This is a genomic window from Marinobacterium rhizophilum (assembly GCF_024397915.1).
Taxonomy (GTDB): domain Bacteria; phylum Pseudomonadota; class Gammaproteobacteria; order Pseudomonadales; family Balneatricaceae; genus Marinobacterium_A; species Marinobacterium_A rhizophilum_A.
In genome coordinates this window covers 3396461-3416481 of record NZ_CP073347.1, presented here as the reverse complement: position 1 = coordinate 3416481, position 20021 = coordinate 3396461, and the positions used below count along the sequence as shown (strand labels likewise).

The 20021-nt window shown below is 55.0% G+C and carries 14 protein-coding genes, 1 tRNA gene and 1 other RNA gene; 11 read left to right on the top strand and 5 right to left on the bottom strand.

The genetic code is table 11. From position 1 onward, the window contains the following. Window positions 1-213: 213 nt before the first annotated feature. Together betB and betI are read right to left on the bottom strand one after the other, a co-directional pair. Complete coding sequence (gene betB / locus KDW95_RS15345) at window positions 214-1674, bottom strand: betaine-aldehyde dehydrogenase (protein ID WP_255852694.1); 1461 nt, start codon at window positions 1672-1674, stop codon at window positions 214-216. A gap of 2 nt (window positions 1675-1676) precedes the next feature. Beyond that, window positions 1677-2300 (bottom strand): transcriptional regulator BetI, encoded by a 624-nt coding sequence (gene betI, locus KDW95_RS15340; RefSeq protein ID WP_255852693.1) that lies wholly within the window; start codon window positions 2298-2300, stop codon window positions 1677-1679. 489 nt (window positions 2301-2789) lie between these two features. Here betI and KDW95_RS15335 point away from each other — a divergent pair, with 489 nt between their 5' ends. Beyond that, window positions 2790-4043, top strand: coding sequence for an IS256 family transposase (locus tag KDW95_RS15335; RefSeq protein WP_255852692.1), 1254 nt, complete (start codon window positions 2790-2792; stop codon window positions 4041-4043). 65 nt (window positions 4044-4108) lie between these two features. On the opposite strand, the gene KDW95_RS15330 is transcribed toward KDW95_RS15335, so the two are convergent. The 3 genes from KDW95_RS15330 to KDW95_RS15320 form a co-directional block, all read right to left on the bottom strand. Then, entirely contained in the window at window positions 4109-4726 is a 618-nt protein-coding gene (locus KDW95_RS15330) for a DUF938 domain-containing protein (RefSeq protein ID WP_255852691.1), read from the bottom strand. A 193-nt stretch (window positions 4727-4919) separates the two neighbouring features. Continuing rightward, entirely contained in the window at window positions 4920-6449 is a 1530-nt protein-coding gene (locus KDW95_RS15325; RefSeq protein ID WP_255852690.1) for a sensor domain-containing diguanylate cyclase, read from the bottom strand. 331 nt (window positions 6450-6780) lie between these two features. Then, complete coding sequence (locus KDW95_RS15320; RefSeq protein ID WP_255852689.1) at window positions 6781-7197, bottom strand: c-type cytochrome; 417 nt, start codon at window positions 7195-7197, stop codon at window positions 6781-6783. Window positions 7198-7583: 386 nt separating this feature from the next. On the opposite strand from KDW95_RS15320, the gene KDW95_RS15315 reads away from it, so the two are divergent. The 10 genes from KDW95_RS15315 to KDW95_RS15270 all read left to right on the top strand — a co-directional run bounded on the left by KDW95_RS15315 (window position 7584) and on the right by KDW95_RS15270 (window position 19967). Beyond that, window positions 7584-7660, top strand: a tRNA-Arg gene (locus KDW95_RS15315). 47 nt (window positions 7661-7707) lie between these two features. Beyond that, a non-coding RNA gene (locus KDW95_RS15310) (RtT sRNA) lies at window positions 7708-7831 on the top strand. An 826-nt stretch (window positions 7832-8657) separates the two neighbouring features. After that, window positions 8658-10889, top strand: coding sequence for an NADP-dependent isocitrate dehydrogenase (locus KDW95_RS15305; RefSeq protein ID WP_255852688.1), 2232 nt, complete (start codon window positions 8658-8660; stop codon window positions 10887-10889). A gap of 1004 nt (window positions 10890-11893) precedes the next feature. After that, on the top strand, window positions 11894-12781 hold the full coding sequence (locus KDW95_RS15300) for a UDP-phosphate alpha-N-acetylglucosaminyl 1-phosphate transferase (RefSeq protein WP_255852687.1): 888 nt from the start codon (window positions 11894-11896) through the stop codon (window positions 12779-12781). A gap of 28 nt (window positions 12782-12809) precedes the next feature. After that, complete coding sequence (gene wecB, locus KDW95_RS15295) at window positions 12810-13928, top strand: non-hydrolyzing UDP-N-acetylglucosamine 2-epimerase (protein WP_255852686.1); 1119 nt, start codon at window positions 12810-12812, stop codon at window positions 13926-13928. Between the two features lie 76 nt (window positions 13929-14004). Then, complete coding sequence (gene wecC, locus KDW95_RS15290; protein ID WP_255852685.1) at window positions 14005-15291, top strand: UDP-N-acetyl-D-mannosamine dehydrogenase; 1287 nt, start codon at window positions 14005-14007, stop codon at window positions 15289-15291. Between the two features lie 4 nt (window positions 15292-15295). Beyond that, complete coding sequence (locus KDW95_RS15285; protein WP_255852684.1) at window positions 15296-16837, top strand: oligosaccharide flippase family protein; 1542 nt, start codon at window positions 15296-15298, stop codon at window positions 16835-16837. Continuing rightward, window positions 16834-17817, top strand: a complete 984-nt coding sequence (locus tag KDW95_RS15280; RefSeq protein ID WP_255852683.1) for a nitroreductase family protein — start codon at window positions 16834-16836, stop codon at window positions 17815-17817. The genes KDW95_RS15285 and KDW95_RS15280 overlap by 4 nt, the downstream gene beginning before the upstream one ends. A gap of 4 nt (window positions 17818-17821) precedes the next feature. Beyond that, a complete protein-coding gene (locus tag KDW95_RS15275; protein ID WP_255852682.1) occupies window positions 17822-18955 on the top strand; it encodes a polysaccharide pyruvyl transferase family protein in 1134 nt (377 codons plus the stop codon). A gap of 31 nt (window positions 18956-18986) precedes the next feature. Beyond that, entirely contained in the window at window positions 18987-19967 is a 981-nt protein-coding gene (locus tag KDW95_RS15270; protein WP_255852681.1) for a glycosyltransferase, read from the top strand. Window positions 19968-20021 lie beyond the last annotated feature (54 nt).

Below are 20021 nucleotides of genomic sequence, written 5' to 3'. Positions count from 1 at the left end.
CGTGGAGCCACAGCGGCGCAGGCTGGGGCCTGCGCTCCTGTTGGTGATTCGTGACTAGTGACTGGTGACTAGTGATTAGTGATTCGTCATTCGTGATCAGTGATTCGTAAATCGAAGCGCTCAGAGTGATCTACCAATTACCAATTACCAATTACCAATTACCAATTACCAATTACCAGCTACCAGTTACGAATCAGCATATAACTCCTGTGTTTAAACGTAAGGATTTTCAAGTTCACCCAGTTCAACATAGACGCTCTTGGTCTGGGTGTACTGGTACAGGCTCTCGATGCCGTTTTCGCGGCCGATGCCGGACTCCTTGTAGCCGCCCACCGGCATTTCCGCCGGCGAGGCGCCCCAGGTGTTGATCCAGCAGATACCGGCCTGCAGCCGGGCGATGACCCGGTGGGCACGGCTGAAGTCGCGGGTAAAGACGCCGGCCGCCAGGCCGAAGGGGGTGTCGTTGGCGCGGCGGATCACTTCCTCTTCATCGTGAAAACGCAGTACCGACATCACCGGACCGAAGATTTCTTCACGCACGTTGGGCATGTCGTCGCTGCAGTCGGCAAACACCGTGGGTTCCACGAAGTTGCCCTGGTCCAGCCCCGGGCCCGTGGCACGCTGGCCACCGCACACCAGGCGCGCGCCGGCGGCCTTGCCGGCCTCGATAATGCCCAGCACCTTTTCCATGTGCCCTTTGGAGATCAGCGCGCCGATCTGGGTGGCGGGGTCCATCGGGTCGCCAATGCGCAGCGCACGGGTGCGGACTTCGAGCTCGGCGATGAACTCATCGTAAATGGCATCGTGCACGAACACGCGGGTCCCGTGGGTGCAGACCTCGCCCTGGGTGTAGAAGTTGGCCAGCAGGGCGCCGGAGACGGCAGTTTCGACCCTGGTGTCGGGGAACACGATCATCGGCGACTTGCCGCCCAGCTCCATGGTGACCGACTTCAGCGAGCCCGCCGCCGCCGCCATGACCTTCTTGCCGGTACCGCATTCGCCGGTAAAGGACACCTTGGAAATGGCGGGGTGGTTGCTCAGCAGCGCGCCGGTGCGGCCATCGCCCTGCACCACGTTGAAGACACCGTCCGGCAGGCCGGCTTCGGTGAAGATTTCCGCCAGTTTCATCACGCTCAGCGGTGTTTCTTCCGACGGCTTGAAGATCATGGCATTGCCGGCGGCCAGGGCCGGGGCCGCTTTCCAGCAGGCGATCTGGATCGGGTAGTTCCAGGCACCGATGCCGGCGCAGACGCCCAGCGGCTCGCGGCGGCTGTAGAAGAAGTTGCCGTTGCCCAGGTCCTGGTACTCGCCCTGAATCTTGGCGGCAAGACCGGCGTAGTACTCGATCACGTCGGCGCCGGTGTGGATATCCACGACATCGGCTTCCTGGATCGGCTTGCCGGTATCCTGTACCTCGAGGCGTGCCAGTTCGTCGTTGCGCTCGCGCAGCAGCTCCACGGCACGCAGCAGGATGCGGCTGCGCTCGGTGCCGGTCATGGCGGACCAGATGGCAAAGCCCTGCTGGGCGGATTCCAGGGCCGCTTCAATGTCGGCGGCGTTGGCCTGCTGCACCTGGGCCAGTACTTCGCCGGTGGCGGGGTTGCTGGTGGTAAAGGTTTCGCCGCTGCTGGCATCGCGATAGGTGCCGTGGATATAGAGAGGAATCGTGTTCATGGTTACCTTGCAGTCCGGGTTGGGAGACCCCTGAGGGTCGCAGTCGGCGGCAGCTGCCGCTCCAGATAATCGGTGATGATGCGCTGTGCCAGTTCGCCGTTAATGCCGCCGGGCGTAAGCGCGCCCCGCAGCCAGATGCCATCGATCAGGGCGGCGATGCCCTGGGCCACGAACTGGGCCCGTTCCGGGGGCATGACCCGCTTGAGCTCGAGCCGCAGGTGCGACAGCAGGCGCCGTTCGTTGACCCGCTGCAGCCGGAACAGCGCCGGGTGGTGCATGGCCTGGGACCAGAACGCCAGCCAGGTTTTTACCACCTTGGAATCCAGCTGGGTGCTGTCGAAGTTGCCGCCGACAATGGCCTTGATGCGGGCCACCACATCATCGGGGTCGGTTTCGCCAAGCCGCTCACGCACCGCATCGGAAAGATCCCACAGTACCGAACGCATGGTGGCTTCCAGCAGCCCATCCTTGCCACCGAAGTAGTGGTTGATGATGGCGGGAGACACCCCGGCGTAGCGGCTGATAATGGCCACGCTGGCTTTCTGCAGACCGTAGGCACCAATGGCTTCCATGGTCGCCTTGATCAGCTGGGGCTTGCGGATTTCGGGCATCCCGACCTTGGGCATGGGGCAATGCACTCTTTTTTAATTAAATGATCGTTTAACAAAAGACTGACGTTTTAGCCGCGCACTGTCAACCCGCACCTAAGCGCCTTGGCGTAAATGGGTACGAAAATCCTCGATTAACGGCGAAAACGTCGTAATTGAAATTGTGGAAGTCGCTTCTGGGGATGGCTATGACGGTTTTTCTGACTTTTTACGGTGACCCAATCCAGGGCCGGAGGGGTGAGATTCGCACCGCGATGGTGCGGTTTTGGTGGCTCGGTGTTCGGTATTGGTAATTGGTAATTGGTTATTCGTTATTCGTGAATAGTCATTCGTAATTGGTCAGCCGTAAGCCGTAAGCCGTAAGCCGTAAGCTTAAAGCTGACAGCTCCAGGCTGATAGCTTTACCTTTCGAGTTATGGTGATTTCTGGTGTACGGGGAGATAGGAGGGATGGCGTATCCTGTTGATTGATCACGACCAAGATCTCAATCAACAGAGGTGATACGCCATGACCGATTTTACCCTGAGGGCTCTTTCACAACCAGAGGCACAGGCAGTAGATCCGCTGACCGAGCTGTTGCGTGCAGGGGCACGTGAACTGATCGCACACGCCGTCGAAGCCGAGCTTCAGGGGCTTCTGAATCAGCACGCCGAATCCCGGCTCCCAGATGGCCGCCAGGCCGTGGTTCGCAATGGCTATTTGCCTGAACGTACCGTCCAGACTGGTATCGGTGATGTCGAGATCAAGGTGCCCAAGGTGCGGGACCGAAGCGGTTCCGGGATTCGATTCAACAGCGCGCTACTGCCGCCGTACCTGAAGCGGGCCCGGAGTGTCGAGGAGTTGTTGCCCTGGCTGTACTTGAAGGGCATCTCCACTGGAGATTTTCAGGACTCACTGGCCGCGCTGCTGGGCGATCAGGCCAAGGGGCTATCGGCCAATACGATATCCCGACTCAAGAGCCAATGGCTCGAAGAGCACCAGCAATGGCGGCAACGGGACCTGGCGAACTCGCGCTATGTGTACTGGTGGGCCGACGGCGTGCACAGCAACGTCCGGATGGATGATCGCCTCTGCCTGCTGGTGATCATTGGCGTCACCGAGCACGGCCGCAAGGAATTGGTTGCGGTTGAAGACGGCTACCGGGAGTCGACGGCAAGCTGGGAGGAGTTACTGCTGGGTCTGCGCGAGCGTGGCCTGGAAACCGCGCCGAAGCTGGCGATTGGCGATGGCGCGCTGGGGTTCTGGAAAGCGATGACCAAAACGTATCCTGCCAGCCGGCACCAGCGCTGCTGGGTACACAAGACGGCGAATGTACTGAACAAGCTGCCCAAATCCATGCAACCCAAAGTGAAAGAAGCGCTGCACGATATCTGGATGGCCGAGACGCGTGACGCGGCCACGGTGGCATTTGATCGGACGCTGACCCGGTTCAGTAGCAAGTATCCCAAAGCCATGGATTGCCTGGCCAAGGACCGGGAAGAGCTGCTGGCGTTCTACGACTTCCCGGCAGAACACTGGGTGCATATCCGGACCACCAACCCGATCGAATCGACTTTCGCCACGGTAAGGTTGCGCACCAAACGGACGCGTAACTGCGGCTCCAGGGACACGACGCTGGCGATGGTCTACAAGCTGTTGGAGTCGGCACAGAAAAACTGGAAACGGATCAAGGGATTTAATCTGCTGACCCTCGTGGTCAACAACGTGAAGTTCAAGGATGGTGAGCAAGTACAAGATCAATCAGACAGGAACGCCGCCTGACGTCATACACCAGATTTGACAATAACTCTTACCTTTCACCTTTCCCCTTTCCCCTTGCCCCTGCTTTACACCGCCTTGCGCCAGACCAGCAGCTGGTTGTTGGCGGGCATGCTGATATCCCGTTCGAGCGCGAAGCCACAGGCGTGGGCCTGGTCGCGGATGGCCTCGACATCACGGATGGCGCTGCACGGATCGCGCTGTTGCAGCCAGCGGTCGAACTCGGCATTGCTGGCACTGGTGTAGCGGCCAGCGTAACGAAAGGGGCCATAGATGCACAGCAGCCCGCCGGGTTCCAGCAATCGGCCGGCACCCTGCAGCAGGGCCACGGCCTGGGGCCAGCCCATGATATGCAGGGTGTTGGCCGTGTAGATGGCGTCGACCGGGCCCGCGGGCCAGGGCTCCTGCGTCACATCCAGCGCCAGGGGCGGGTCTATATTGTCGCTGCCAAAGCGCAGCAGGTTGGCGCCAAGGTCCGGCAGGTGCGCGGCGAGATCCGTGGGCTGCCAGCGCAGATGGGGCAGTGCGGCGGCAAAGTGCACGGCGTGCTGTCCCGAGCCGCTGCCGATCTCCAGCACCCGGGTCGTTGTCGCCAGCAACGGCTGCAGCTCGGCAAGAATCACGGCCTGGTTGCGGGCGCAGGCTTCGCTGTAGTTGAGCCAGTTCATCGAAGACCTATTCGTCATGGGTAAATCGTAATTGGTGATTGGTGATTGGTGATTGGTGATTGGTAATTCGTGATTCGTGATTCGTGATTCGTAATTGGTAAGCCGTAAGCCGTAAGCCGTAAGCCGTAAGCTTAAAGCTGACAGCTTACGGCTGATAGTTGTCAGCTGATAGCTTTACCTTGCCCCTTGCCCCTTGCCCCTTGCCCCTGCTCTACGCCGTCCTGACGGCGTTGCGCTGTTCGCTGCGGCTTTGCTTGCGCAGGTACATCTGGCGGTCCGCCAGGCCGAGCAGGCCTTCGGCGTCGTCGGCGTCTTCGGGGTACACGGCCAGGCCGAAGCTGCCGCTTTGGTTCAGCACGATCTCACCCACCTTGAAGGGGCGTTCGAACAGGGCTTCGAGCTTGCCGCGGATCCTGTCGAGCTGACGCTCGCCGCTGAATATCGGAATCAGAATCACGAATTCATCGCCATGGATACGGGCGACCGTGTCTTCGCTGCGCATCGACTCGCGCAGGCGCACGCCGATCTGGATCAGCAGCTGATCACCGACATCGTGGCCCCAGGCGTCGTTCACCTGCTTGAAGTCATCCAGGTCGAGAAAGAAGACCGCGACCCGGCTGGCCGTGCGCTGCGCCGACCGGATCGCCTGTTCGAGGCGATCAAGCAGCAGGTTGGTGTTCGGCAGGCCGGTGAGGTGGTCGAAGTGGGCCTTGTTGTAAAGGCTATGCTGCTGTTCGAGCAGGTGCTGCCGGGTGCGCCAGACGCGCCGCAGCACCCAGTAGGCCTGCAGCATCAGCAGGCAGAGGCCACCGAGCAGGCCGGCCAGGTGCCAGTGATCCAGCGCCTGCCAGCTGGGCTGGTACTCGATGCGCAGCTCCAGGCCCTGCAGTAGCTCGCCAAAGCGATGGCTGCCGGTCATGGCGGCAATTGGCAGTGCAAGGCCTGGGGCGGGCGGGCTTTCGAACAGGGTCACGGCAGGCGTGTCGGCGGATTCCTGGCTGATCAGGCGCAGGCTGAACCCCGGTTCATTGATCGGCTCCGGCGCGAACAGCGCCTCGGCACTAACGGCCAGCAGGGCGTAATGGGAAAACTGCCCAGGTTGCTGATGACTCCGCGTAACGAACCGGCTGTCTATGGCGTGGTAGAGCAGGTAGCCGGGGCCATTACCCAGCTGGATGGGCTTGGACATGCCGCTGGGCGCCACGACGCCGGAGAGCCGGCCACCGAGCGCCGAAGGCTCGCTGGCCAGGTCCAGCCCCAGCAAGCTGCGGGCTTCCGGGCGTTCGGGCACCAGCAGGACCACCGGGTAGAGATCCCGCGCGGGGTTGCCGGGCGTGTCGGCGGTCGCTGTCTGAATGTGGTATCCACGGGCTTCGGCGGTGGCCATGTACTGCTCAAACGCCTGGCGCTGGTCCGGTTCCACACGACTGGCAATGGCGAGCATGTACAGGTTGGGCGAGTGTTGCAGCAGGCTTTGGGCGCTGAGTTTAGCCCGGGGGTAATTGAATTCGTCCAGGGCAGAAAGGCTGTGGGCGAAGCTTTCGAGCGCCATCTGCTGCTCGTTGAGCTGCTGCGCGACCTGAAGTGTGATGTTCTGCGAAAGGGTGTCGAAACGTGATTCCAGCCGGTTGTACTCGAGCGCGACGATGCTTGCGCTAATCAGCGCAAAGGCCGCAAGCCAGGTCGCTATATAGCCGATAAGCTGCGACCGGGGCATCAGGTCAACGAGGGAGCGCTCCATGCTGTATTTCCGAACGTCGTATGAAGTTGAATGATGAATCCAAAATCCGCCTCAATCAAGAAAAATCGGAAATCGGGCTTTTCGCAGCGTGCAGACGGTTCGTTGGTAAGTAAAGCAGGAGGAAAGGTACAAGGGGCAAGTCGAAAGGTACAAGAAGCAAGTCGAAAGGTACAAGGGGCAAGCCGAAAGGTACAAGGTGAAATTTACCAATCGCTGGTCGTCATTCGTTATTCGTGCGGCAACAATCACTGAGGATGCAGAACGAGCAAGGGGCAAGGCAAAACGAGGCTTTTGCCCCTTTTACCTTGCCCCTTGCGACTTATGTCTACGCTTACTTGGCGCTGTCGATCATGTGTTCAATGGCGCCCTTGATCTCGTCATCGGAGCAGCTGGCGCAGGTGCCGCGCGGCGGCATGGCGTTGATGCCGTTGATGGCGTTGGCCAGCAGGGTTTCCATGCCCTTGGCGCTGCGGTCGGTCCAGTCGCTGGTGCCGAACTTGGGCGCGCCCAGTACGCCGGTGCCGTGGCAGGCAGCGCAGCTGGCGGCATACACGTCTGCTCCGCTGCGGCCCGCGCTGCCGGCTGGTGCCGCAGAGGCGCCGCCACAGCTGTCGTCGCCGACGATGCAGACAGAACCCGACGGCTTGATGCGCTCGATGATCTTGTCGTGGTCGGTCGCAGCCTGCACAGACGCAACCATTACGGCACCCAGACCCAGCGCGCAAAGCGCAGATACAAATTTATTCACACTCAGGACCCTCATCACTTTTTAAGAATTCAGCGTATCCGCCCGCCTGCTTCAGACGCCCCGCTTCGCAATGCGAGCAATGGGCCAGGGACAGACGCGACAACGCAATGAGTAACAGGCGCGGAATTATAACGGCAAAAGTCCGGTACCGATACGGATTCGCGGGGTAAAGGAGCAAGTAGAAAGGGGCAAGTTGCACGTTGAAAGGGGAAGAGCCATCCGTGGCGAGTCCCTGCCGATACGTGTCCTGATCAGCCATAACCCATGCTAGCCCCCGACTGTGACACCGGCATGACGCCGCAGCGAAGATTCCATCCACGCATGAAAACGCTTGGCAAACACCTTAGTTATCCGTAACATACCGGCCTGCAAACAACTTCCTTTGCGCGCCTGTAGCTCAGCTGGATAGAGTAGCAGGTTCCGATCCTGTTGGTCGGGGGTTCGAATCCCTCCAGGCGCGCCACTTTTCCCGTTTGCTCCGCATTTTCAGCGTTACCTCCGTCATGTATTCGCAGTCCATCGCCTGGAGGGTGAGAACCCCCGATGGGTTCGAGTCGAGTGCAGCGAGACAACGTTGCCGCAGGCAACGGCCCGCAGGGTGAGGCGAAGCCGAATAATCCCTCCAGGCGCGCCACTTTTCTCGTTTGCTCCGTATTTTCAGCGTTACCTCCGTCACGAGTAATTCGTGATTAGTCATTCGTTATTCGTGGCGCCGGCATCACTTTTGGCTCGCAGCTTACGGCTCAAGGCTCAAGGCTCAAGGTTCAAGGTTCAAGGTTCAAGGTTCAAGGCTCACAGCTCACGAATCGTGGGTCGTTATTCGTGATTAGTCATTAGTAATTCGTGGCGCCGCCATCACTCTTGGCTCACGGCTCACGGCTCACGGCTCACGGCTCACGGCTCACGGCTTACGGCTGTCAGCTTCACCAATCACCAATCACCAATCACCATTGCCTTGCCCCTTGCCCCTTGCCCCTTGCCCCTGCTCTTCGACCATGGTCCAGTGCCGATCTTGCAATTTCAGGCGGTCTGGGGCGCGCCGGATTCGATTGTCGGTGGTATGATTAGGCCGCTATATAACCAGCTGCGGCCTGGCGGCGTTCATGCCCGCCCTGCTGCTGGCGCTGTGCGCGGCGTGATCATCGGTGTATCAGACCCGGTCACGCGGGTGCGCACAGACGTGTTGGGCTGGTGGATATGGCACCCTGAACCGCCGGAGCGGTCGGGCGGCCCTGGCGGGCTGGTGCACACTGATGACTGCGTCATTTCCGCCAACGGTGCCGAAGGGGATCAAGCGGGCAAAGACCCGCGATCCCGCAACTTGCGCCAGGTGTAGGCATGGATATTGCCTGCTAAAGAGCCCCTGCGTACGTTCAACACTATCTTTCGCATAACGGAGTCTCCGGGCAAAGCATCGGCCACAAGCCGTTACACGCCGCCGGAACATACAGAGTGATACTATGACCAAACAGACTATTTACTACACGCTCACCGATGAAGCGCCGTCGCTGGCAACCTGCTCGCTGCTGCCCATCGTCCGCACCTTTACCAGCGCCGCCGGCATTGATGTCCAGATCACCGATATCTCCCTGGCGGGCCGTGTGCTGTCTGCCTTTCCGGACTTCCTGAGCGAAGATCAGCGCGTCACCGATGGCCTGGCGTTCCTGGGCGAGCTGACGCAGGACCCGAATGCGAACATCGTCAAGCTGCCGAACATCAGCGCCTCCGTGCCGCAGCTCAAGGCCTGCATCGCCGAGCTGCAGGGCCAGGGCTACAAGATCCCGAACTTCCCCGAAGCGCCGAAGGACGACGCCGAGCAGGAAATCCGCGGCCGTTACTCCAAGCTGCTCGGCAGCGCGGTAAACCCGGTACTGCGTGAAGGCAACTCCGACCGTCGTGCGCCGGCGGCCGTGAAGCAGTTTGTACGCAAGTTCCCGCACAGCATGGGCAAGTGGAGCATGGCCTCCCAGACCCACGCCGACTACATGCGTGGCGGCGACTTCTACTCCAGCGAACAGTCTGTCACCGTGGACGAGCCCACCGATGTGCGCATCGAGTTTGTTGGCAAGGACGGCGCCGTGAGCCTGAAAAAGGAACTGAGCCTGGAAGCCGGCGAAATCCTGGACAGCATGTTCATGAGCGCCAAGGCACTGCGCCAGTTCTTTGAAGATTCCCTGAACGATGCCAAGGAATCCAACGTGATGTGGTCCTTGCACGTCAAGGCCACCATGATGAAGGTGTCTCACCCCATCGTGTTCGGCCACGCCGTGACCGTGTTCTACAAGGACCTGTTTGAAAAGCACGGCGAGCTGTTTGCCGAGCTGGGTGTAAACCCCAACAACGGCCTGAGCAGCGTGTACGAGTGCATCGAATCCCTGCCGCGCTCCAAGCGTGAAGAGATTCTGGAAGACATCCACGCCTGCTACGAAAACCGCCCGGAAATGGCGATGGTGGATTCCGTCAAGGGCATCACCAACCTGCACGTACCGAGCGATGTGATCGTCGATGCCTCCATGCCCGCCATGATCCGCAACGGCGGCAAGATGTGGGGCCCGGATGGCAAGGCCAAGGATGCCAAGGCCGTAATGCCGGAAAGCACCTACTCCACCATCTACCAGGAGATGATCAACTTCTGCAAGACCAACGGTGCTTTCGATCCCACCACCATGGGTACCGTACCGAACGTCGGCCTGATGGCGAAAAAAGCCGAAGAATACGGCTCCCACGACAAGACCTTCGAAATGATGGCCGACGGCACCATGCGTGTGGTCAAGAGCGATGGCACCGTGCTGATGCAGCACGAAGTCGAGCAGGGCGACATCTGGCGCGCCTGCCAGACCAAGGACGAGCCCGTGCGTGACTGGGTCAAGCTGGCGGTCACCCGTTCGCGCCAGTCCGACACCCCGGCCATCTTCTGGCTGGACCGCAACCGCGCCCACGACATCCAGCTGATCAAGAAGGTTAACAAGTACCTGCAGGATCACGACACCAGCGGCCTGGATATCCGCGTCATGACCTACGTGGAGGCGATCCGTCGCTCCATGGAGCGCATGGTGCGCGGCCGCGATACCATCTCCGTGACCGGCAACGTGCTGCGTGACTACCTCACCGACCTGTTCCCGATCATGGAACTGGGCACCTCGGCCAAGATGCTGTCTATCGTGCCGATGCTCAAGGGCGGCGGCATGTACGAAACCGGTGCCGGCGGTTCCGCGCCCAAGCACGTGCAGCAGGTTGAAGAAGAAAACCACCTGCGCTGGGACTCCCTGGGTGAATTCATGGCCCTGGCCGTGTCTCTGGAAGAGATGGGTATCAAGCAGAACAACCCGCGCGCCAAGATCCTGGCCAAGACCCTGGACGAAGCCACCGGCAAGCTGCTTGAAAACAACAAGTCGCCGTCGCGCCGCACCGGCGAGCTGGACAACCGTGGCAGCCACTTCTATCTGGGCCTGTACTGGGCACAGGCAGTAGTTGCCCAGGCCGAAGATGCCGAGCTGGCCGCGCTCTTCGCCCCGCTGGCACAAGCCATGACCGCCAACGAAGACAAGATCGTGGGTGAACTGGCCGCAGCCCAGGGCAAACCGGCAGAGCTGGGTGGTTACTACCACGCCCTGCGCGCCAACGTGAAGAAGGTCATGCGCCCGAGCGCCACGCTGAACGCCGTACTGGCCGACGCCAACGCCCAGCGTTAATCGTACTTCGCTAGACCCAGGCCCGCTGCAGGCAACTGCTCCGGGCTTTTTTTATAAAGGCAGTGGCAAGGGGAAAGGAGCAAGGGACAAGGAGCAAGGGACAAGGAGCAAGGAGGCAGTTCCTTTAACCTTGCCACTTCAACCTTGTACCTGCTTTCAAACCCCGCCCCACTCTGGTGCAGCGCTGCTGTCGGCTGTGGTCCGGCGCGACTCTGTGATAGCCCTATTTGTTGACTAACTGGTTGAGAAATAGACATTTTTTGCGCCTTTATCGGCCTAATTCGGAAAATTAGGCAGTTTTCCTATAGCCATCCAAAGCCGCGTTTTGTTAAATGTGTGCCCGTTTTTTTGGGGTATGGTTTGCTGCCCGGCACTTGCGCCGAACGCGGGCATGAAAATTGCTCATTTCCCTTGCCGAAAACCCGGAGCGATCGCCCATAAGCGGCTGGATCGCCAGGGGCTATTTGCCCGGGAAGCTCGGCAAAGAACAGCGGTGGCAAGCCCGAAAGCGCCGGGGAACGGTTGCTTTCGAGGTAAGAAAATTCGGAAATACACAGCGCTGTAACCAAGTGCTGGCAGAGTTCGCCCGGGCGTTGAGGATGGCCCTTACCATAACCTTCGGGCGGTAGCGTGTCTGACGGCCGGCAAGCTTTCAGCCGTCAGCTCTCGGCTCCAAGCTGCCCACTCTCAGTTTATGGCTTACATCTGTCATTTCTCAACTTGCGGCTGCTCTTTCGCTGCACGAAAAACGAACTGCGAATCCAGTCAGGATCGCATGCCAGTTAATACCTTGTAACCTAAAGGACTAGACCATGGAAAGCACATACCAGGGATCCTTGCTGGCCCTCCTCGCCACGTCCAATCTTTGGCTGGCCTGTCTAACGGCTTTTGTGAGTACCGTTGCAGCAATAAAGTTGCTACATCCTTTTGCTCCCCGGTTCGGTCTGGTCGATATCCCGGATAGCCGAAAGCAGCACAATGGACACATTCCCCTGATTGGCGGTTTGGCCATCTACACAGGGTTGATGGTGACGTTGCTGGCATTCCTGCCGGTCAGTGAAAAAATAGCCTACCTGCTGGGTACGGCGTCCTTCATCATGCTGACCGGCCTGATCGACGATATCAGGGATCTGGGTGTGCGGGTCAGGCTGTTGATACAGGCCGTGGCCAGCCTGGCCATGATTGCGGGCACCGGACTCTATATCGAGTCATTAGGAGACCTGTTTGGCTTTGGTGAAGTGTACCTGGGGCTTTGGGGCATTCCCTTTACCGTGCTGGCGGTGATCGGTGTGATCAATGCGTTCAACATGGTAGACGGTATCGACGGCCTCGCCGGTGGCCTGTCGCTGGTGGCCATTCTGGGTATTCTCGCCTTCGAAGGTCTGGCGGGGAACTACCGCAATGTTGACTACCTGCTACTGCTCGCCTGTGCGTTGGTACCCTTCCTGCTGGCTAACCTGGGGATCATCAGCCGTCGTAAAATTTTCATGGGTGATGCCGGCAGCATGTTCATGGGCTACGTCATTACCTGGACCCTGATCAATCTGACCCAGGGTGAGAGCCAAGTGATTGAGCCCGTGAATGCGCTCTGGTGTGTGGCGATTCCGGTGATGGACACCCTGGGCGTGATGTATCGTCGCATCAAGCGCGGCCAGTCACCGTTCCAGCCGGACAGAGAGCACTTGCACCATATCTTTATGCGGGCCGGCTTCTGCGCGCGGAAAACCCTGCTGACTATTCTGGGTAGCGCTGTCGCGATTATTCTGCTGGGTCTTGTTATCGAGGCTGTTTTTCCGGCCCTGGCCTTGTATGGCTTTTCGGCTCTTTTCCTGGGCTATGGCTACCTGTTGATGCATGCGTGGAAGCTGCAGAAGCTGATGAAAGGACACTGAAGTTGTTTTTCTACTTGGATTACGAATTATGAAAGTACTTACCGTTTTTGGCACTCGCCCTGAAGCCATCAAAATGGCGCCGCTGGCACTGGCGCTTGCCGCTGATGAGCGTTTTGATGCCAAGTTCTGCGTTACCGGCCAGCACCGCGAGATGCTCGACCAGGTACTGGGCCTGTTTGCGATCAAACCGGACTTTGACCTGAATATCATGAAGCCGGGGCAGGATCTCACCGATGTCACCACGGCTATTCTGCAGGGGTTGAAAGCCGTGTTCGCCGAGTTCAAGCCCGACATGGTGCTGGTGCATGGCGATACTGCCACCACCTTCGCAGCCAGCCTTGCCGCCTATTACCAGCAGATTCCGGTCGGTCACGTCGAAGCGGGCCTGCGTACTGGCAATATGTATTCGCCCTGGCCCGAAGAAGGCAATCGTAAGCTGACCGGCGCCCTGGCCCAGCTGCACTTTGCCCCGACCGAAACCTCCCAGGCCAATCTGCTGGCCGAAGGCGTGGATACCAGCAACATTATCGTGACCGGCAACACAGTGATTGATGCCTTGCTGGATGTGGTTGCCCGTCTGGATGAAGACGCCGATCTGCGGGAGACGGCTGCCGCGCCTGGCGCCTTCCTGGACCCAAGCCGCAAGCTGATTCTGGTTACCGGCCATCGCCGCGAAAGCTTCGGTGGCGGCTTCGAGCGCATTTGCCAGGCCCTGCGAGACGTGGCCGAACAGCACCCGGATGTGGATATTGTGTATCCCGTGCATCTGAACCCGAATGTGCGCGAGCCGGTAAACCGCCTGCTCAAGGGCATCGACAATGTGCACCTTATCGAGCCTCTGGATTACCTGCCGTTCGTCTACCTGATGAGCCGTGCTCACATCATCCTGACCGACTCCGGCGGTATTCAGGAGGAGGCGCCGTCGCTCGGCAAGCCGGTGCTGGTCATGCGTGATACCACCGAACGGCCGGAAGCGGTATCCGCCGGTACGGTAAAGCTGGTGGGCACCGATGGCGCCAATATCGTGCGCGAGCTGAACGGGCTGCTTAACGATGAAAGTGCCTATCGTGCCATGAGCTTCGCCCATAACCCCTATGGGGATGGCAAGGCTTGCCAACGTATCCTCGAAGCGCTCCTGGCACAGTAAAACGCCTGTGTAGGAGCGGCGCCCCCGCCGCGAATTGCCTGTTTAACAATTCCCATCGAATATTTAAGAGTTCCCTATGTCCTTCGAAACGATCTCCGTTATTGGCCTGGGTTATATCGGCCTGCCTACCGCCGCTGTTTTCGCCTCCCGCAAGAAAAAAGTTATCGGCATCGATATCAACCAGAAAGCTGTTGATACCATCAACCGTGGCGAGATCCACATTATCGAGCCGGATCTCGATATGGTGGTACATGCCGCCGTAACCGAAGGCTACCTGCGCGCTACAACGATCCCGGAACCGGCGGATGCCTTTCTGATTGCGGTACCAACACCTTTCCTGCCCGGTGCAGAACAGGGCGACCATCAGCCGGATCTGAGTTACATCAAGGCGGCCACCGAAACCATCGCGCCGGTACTGAAAAAAGGTGATCTGGTTATTCTGGAATCCACCTCGCCGGTGGGGGCAACCGAGCAGATGGCTGCCTGGCTCGCCCAGTACCGCCCGGACTTGAGCTTCCCGCAGGCCCAGGGTGAAGACTCCGATATTCGCATAGCCCACTGCCCCGAGCGGGTACTGCCTGGCCACGTACTGCGTGAGCTGGTATCGAACGACCGCGTAATCGGCGGCATGACACCAAAATGCGCCGAAGCGGCTATCCGACTGTACAAGTCCTTTGTTGAAGGCGAATGCGTGGTCACCAATGCCCGTACCGCCGAAATGGCCAAGCTGACCGAAAACAGCTTTCGCGATGTGAATATTGCCTTTGCCAACGAACTGTCGATGATCTGCGACAAGCTGGATATCAATGTCTGGGAGCTGATCAAGCTTGCCAACCGCCATCCTCGCGTCAATATCCTCCAGCCAGGCCCTGGCGTAGGTGGGCACTGCATCGCTGTTGATCCCTGGTTTATCGTCAGCAAAACACCGGAGCAGGCCCGCCTTATCCGCACGGCGCGGGAAGTAAACGACAGCAAGCCAGAGTGGGTTATCAACAAGGTCAAGCTCGCAGTTGCCGACTTCCTGCAAGCCAACTCGGACAAGACTGCTAGAGACGTGACCATCGCCTGCCTGGGGCTGGCCTTCAAAGCGGATATTGATGACCTGCGTGAGAGCCCGGCGCTGGCCATTACTCAGCAGATTACTGCGGTGCATCCTGGTCCGGTGCTGGCGGTTGAGCCGAATGTGGAAGTGCTGCCTGAGAAGTTAATGGGGACTATTCAGCTTGTAGGGTTTGATAAGGCACTAGTAGAAGCAGATGTGGTGTTACTGCTGGTGGATCACAAAGAATTCAAGGGTATGAGCAAAACGCCAAGCAGCTACAACGCGCTGGTCGATACCCGGGGTGTGATTGAGTCGAGCTGAAACTATGCTGGCTAACAACCATAAACGCATAATGCGCAACACTGGCATGCTGTACATGCGCATGCTGCTAGCCATGGCAGTTACTCTCTATACATCAAGAGTGGTGCTGGATGTGTTGGGTATCGAAGACTTCGGTATCTACCATTTAGTGGTCGGGTTCATAGCCTTGCTGGGGTTTCTGCAGGGCGCTATGACTACCGCCACACAGCGTTATTTTGCTTTTGACCTTGGTGATTCTGGCGGCAAGGACCTCAGTAGGATCTTCAACACCAGCTTGATGATTCACTGCATGCTTGCCGTCTGCATTGCTCTGGTAGCGGAAACGGCAGGGTACTGGTTTGTGTCCACACAGCTGACTATTCCCGATGCACGTATGCCGGCTGCTGTGTCAGCCTACCACCTTGCCGTTGTCAGCTTCGTGTTCAGCGTGCTTATGGTGCCTTTCACCGCAATGCTTATGGCCCATGAACGTATGGGAGTCTTTGCAGCCATTGGCATGGTGGATGTCCTGCTTAAGCTGGCTGCAGTGATAATTTTGCAATACGTCGGTAGCGACAAGTTGATCGCATACGCATGGCTACTACTAGTCGTAAGCCTGGTAACTTTCACGCTATACACCATCGCTAACAAGCTGCTTTTTCCCAAGATAAAGCTACGTTGGCAATGGCATTCCCGGCAGTTCCGCACCATGCTCAGTTACACCGCATGGAATACTTGGGGCAACCTTGCTGCAGCACTGTCTGGCCAGGGGACGAATGTACTGCTTAATATGTTCTTCGGTCCCACTGTAAATGCTGGAAGAAGTATTGCTTCACAGGCCAATGGTGCCCTAAATAGCTTTGTTCAAAACATACAGGCAGCAATCAACCCACAAATCATCAAGTTGTATGCAAGTGGTGACAAGAGCCAGATGCACAGCCTTGTATTGCATGCGTCGAAGTACAATTTTTATCTGTTGTTCATGCTCGCACTCCCCGTGTTGCTTAATACAGAAGCATTGCTGGGGATATGGTTGGTCGAGGTTCCGCCTTATGCTGCTATTTTTCTGCAATTGACCATCATCAATTCATTGATTGAATCTTTTTCCGGCCCTCTAATGACATCTGCGCAAGCAACCGGAAAAATAAAGTTATACCAGACAATAATTGGTAGTATTTTGCTTTTAAATCTACCGATTAGCTATGTGGCTCTTCTAAAATGGCAGGTTCCAGAAATAGTACTTGCAGTGACTATAGGCATCAGTATAACTGCGTTTCTTGTCAGGCTGGCTATTTTGAGAGTTTTGGTCGGACTTAAAGTTATGGATTACATTGAAAATGTTATCATTCGATCCGCTTGCATGTCCGCGATTACAGTAGCTACAGTCTACGCGCTGAATATTATCAAAGCATCAGGGATAGCTGACTTGATATTTAACGTCATTTCTGCATTAACGATTTCAATTTTAGCTGTGGTTACAATAGGGCTTACCTCAAAGGAGCGAACGAAGATGATTTTGTTACTCATGAGTGTGAAGAAAAAAATCTACAAAGGAAAAAAACCGTGACCTGGTTAAAGAAAAAAATGTATGGGCTGTTTTTTTTCAGGACACCCATAGGTGAAATTTTGTCGATAATTCATAGCATGTACTTGCATCTGAAATATTCGTTTAGCGATAGGTCGCCCGGGAAAGATCGAGAAAAGTTAAAATATTACCTCGCAAAGCATTGCCACATTGTTGAGAAGGGGCTCGCGTTACCTACTCCTAGGCCTGCTTTTGGCCAGCCCAAGATTATGGATCTGATTGTAAGAACGAAAGATTACGAAGCTCGATTTGGCCGGGACGAAATAATAAAAGTTGTCCGCGATACAATTCGCGAATACATTTCGTTCCACGATGATAAAAAAGAATTATTGCCGAAAGGGTTCCTTGATACGCTTTCACGTTTTGTGAATGAATCCACCTCAGAGGACAAAGGGGGACTCAAACATCTTGAAAAAAAAATGTGGCGAGCGTTTTCCTTAGAAAGCTACGAGAGATTTGTGTTGCACAGACATAGCGTCAGAAACTTCAGCGATGAGCCCGTTGACGATGAGGTTATATTGAAATCAATTTCAATAAGTCTAAATACACCTTCAGTTTGCAATCGTCAAGGGTGGATGATTCATTATTACAACAATAACTCCGCGATAAGAGATCTCCTGAGCTATCAGAACGGTAATGCAGGATTTATGGCGAGCATAAACAAACTCCTGATTGTTACGGGCAATACTAAGGCATTTACCCGTTACGAGCATAATCAACAGTTTGTAGATGGCGGTTTATTATCCATGAACCTTATGTATGCATTGCATTCGGCAGGGCTGGGCTCATGTCCGTTGAATACATGCATGCCCTTCAACAAAGAAGAGAAACTGAAAAAAGCTGCAAAAATACCAAATCATGAAAAACTGATAATGATGATCGCGGTTGGAAATCTTAAAGACTCTTTTAGCGTTGCACGATCCGAAAAATATCAACTTGAACAAGTATTGAGGATGCACTGAGGGTATGAAAATCGCTATCATGACCCAGCCCCTGGGGAAAAACTACGGCGGTATGATGCAAGCGTTCGCATTGCAAAAAGTTCTTAAGAATATGGGGCACGAAGTGGTCACCATCGACAGGCAGCCGGCCGGCCATGGTATAGTGCATAACAGCTTACGTTTGATCTACCGTTCTATCCAAAAAATAAAAGGGAAACGAAAAGCGCCGGTCAATATTGAACGCCATTACCCACTGATTTTTAATAATCCCCATGGGTTTATTAAAAATAATATTAAAATATCGGAAAGTTTTTTTTCGACCGAGAAATTAAAATCACATTTTTCGAATAATTCATATGACGCAGTAGTGGTTGGCAGTGATCAGACTTGGCGCCCCAGATACTCCCCGGATATCTATAACTTTTATCTCGATTTTTTGAGTTGTAATAATGTGAAACGTGTCGCTTATGCGTCATCATTTGGCGTAGATAGTTGGGAGTACTCAGCGGAAGAAACAAAAAGATGCGCAGAGCTTGCAAAGCAATTTGATGCAATATCCGTTCGCGAAACATCAGGTATTGAATTGTGTGATAAATACTTGGGAGTAAAAAGCGAGTTCGTATTAGATCCGACCTTACTACTTGAAAAAGAAGATTATCTTGAGTTGATTGGAGATAGATACAGGAACGATGCGGGAGAGGGGGTTTTCACTTACTGGCTGGATCGAAGTGATGAAAAGCGTGTTGCCGCTGAACAGCTGGCAAATCAGCTGAACACCTATAGCTATCAGTGCCAGGCGAAAAATAGTATCAACAGCCTTAATAGTAGCAACTTGAAAAATTATAAAATGCCGCCAGTCGAGGATTGGCTAGCTTCTTTTGCCAAGGCTAGTGTAGTTCTGACAGATTCTTTCCATGGAATGGTTTTTTCAATAATTTTTCAAAAACCTTTTGTTGTGGTTGTTAACAAAGAAAGAGGCGCTTCAAGATTTATATCACTATTAAATAAGCTGGGTCTTGAGGAAAGGTTGGTCGATAAGCCTGAGAGTATATCTTATGATTTATTAATGAAGCCTTTAGATGGTGATGTCTTGAAGATCCTTAAAGATTACCAAGTAAATTCAAAAAACTTCCTAGATCATTATTTGGTTGATTGCTAAGCTTGTCAGTATAATTTTCAGGTGAAAGGTTATGGAATTAACAGTCATTATAAAAGCCTTGAATGAAGAGCAGAAGATAGAAGCTTGTATTACTTCTATACTACGCGAAGTTAAAGGCCTGAATGCGGAAGTTATATTGGTCGATTCTTGTTCAAAAGATAAAACTATTGAAATTTCCAAGAAATATCCTATTAAAATAATTCAGTTCAAAAATCATGAAGATATAAACTGCGGTGCCGCTGTTCAACTTGGTTATCAGGTGGCAACGGGCGACTATATATATCTTATTGATGGTGACATGGAAATGGCAGAAGGGTTTCTCAAGAAGGCCCTTGTTTATTTGAAAAGCAGTAAAGACACTGCGGGAGTTTCTGGTCTAATTAAAGACAGAGATTTAACTTCAGCGTCTGATAGGCGGCGTAAGGCGAACTACGAATCTATTACAAAACCTATAAATTCAAAATCTTTAGGCGGTGGGGGGTTATATAAGAAGATAGCTATAGATGATGTTCACTATTTTGGGCACAGTGCGTTAGAATCGTGTGAAGAGCTTGAACTAGGAGTTCGTCTAATTTCTAGAGGTTGGAAATTAACTCGCTTGCCAGAAATATCTGTATATCACACAGGTCATGGTTTGAGTGACTTTGCTCTTTTGCTTAGATACTTTAAAACGGGTCGATTTAAATCAATTGGAAGAGCTTTCAAGTCAGCGTTAGGTAAAAATTGGTTTTGGAATTTCTCGAAAGAATTTAAGTATATAGGTGTTGCAGCTGCGACGATATTTATCGCCTTAGTAAATGGGGTCTTATCAGGGTTTCTTAATGGTATGGGAGCTTGGTGCTTAATTAACTTGTTTGTGTGGTTGGCTCTTAGTATTAAAAAAAGAGACTTAAGAGATGCTTTGGTATCGATATTAACCTGGTATATTAGTTTATCCCAGTTTTTTGTTGGTTTTCTTTCGTCGACAAAAAAGCCGGATGAGTATATAGAGTATTATTTAGTTGTGAAATAGAGTTGGAAATAAGAGAAAGAATTTCGATGGTAAGAGTATGCCTTATATTTACTT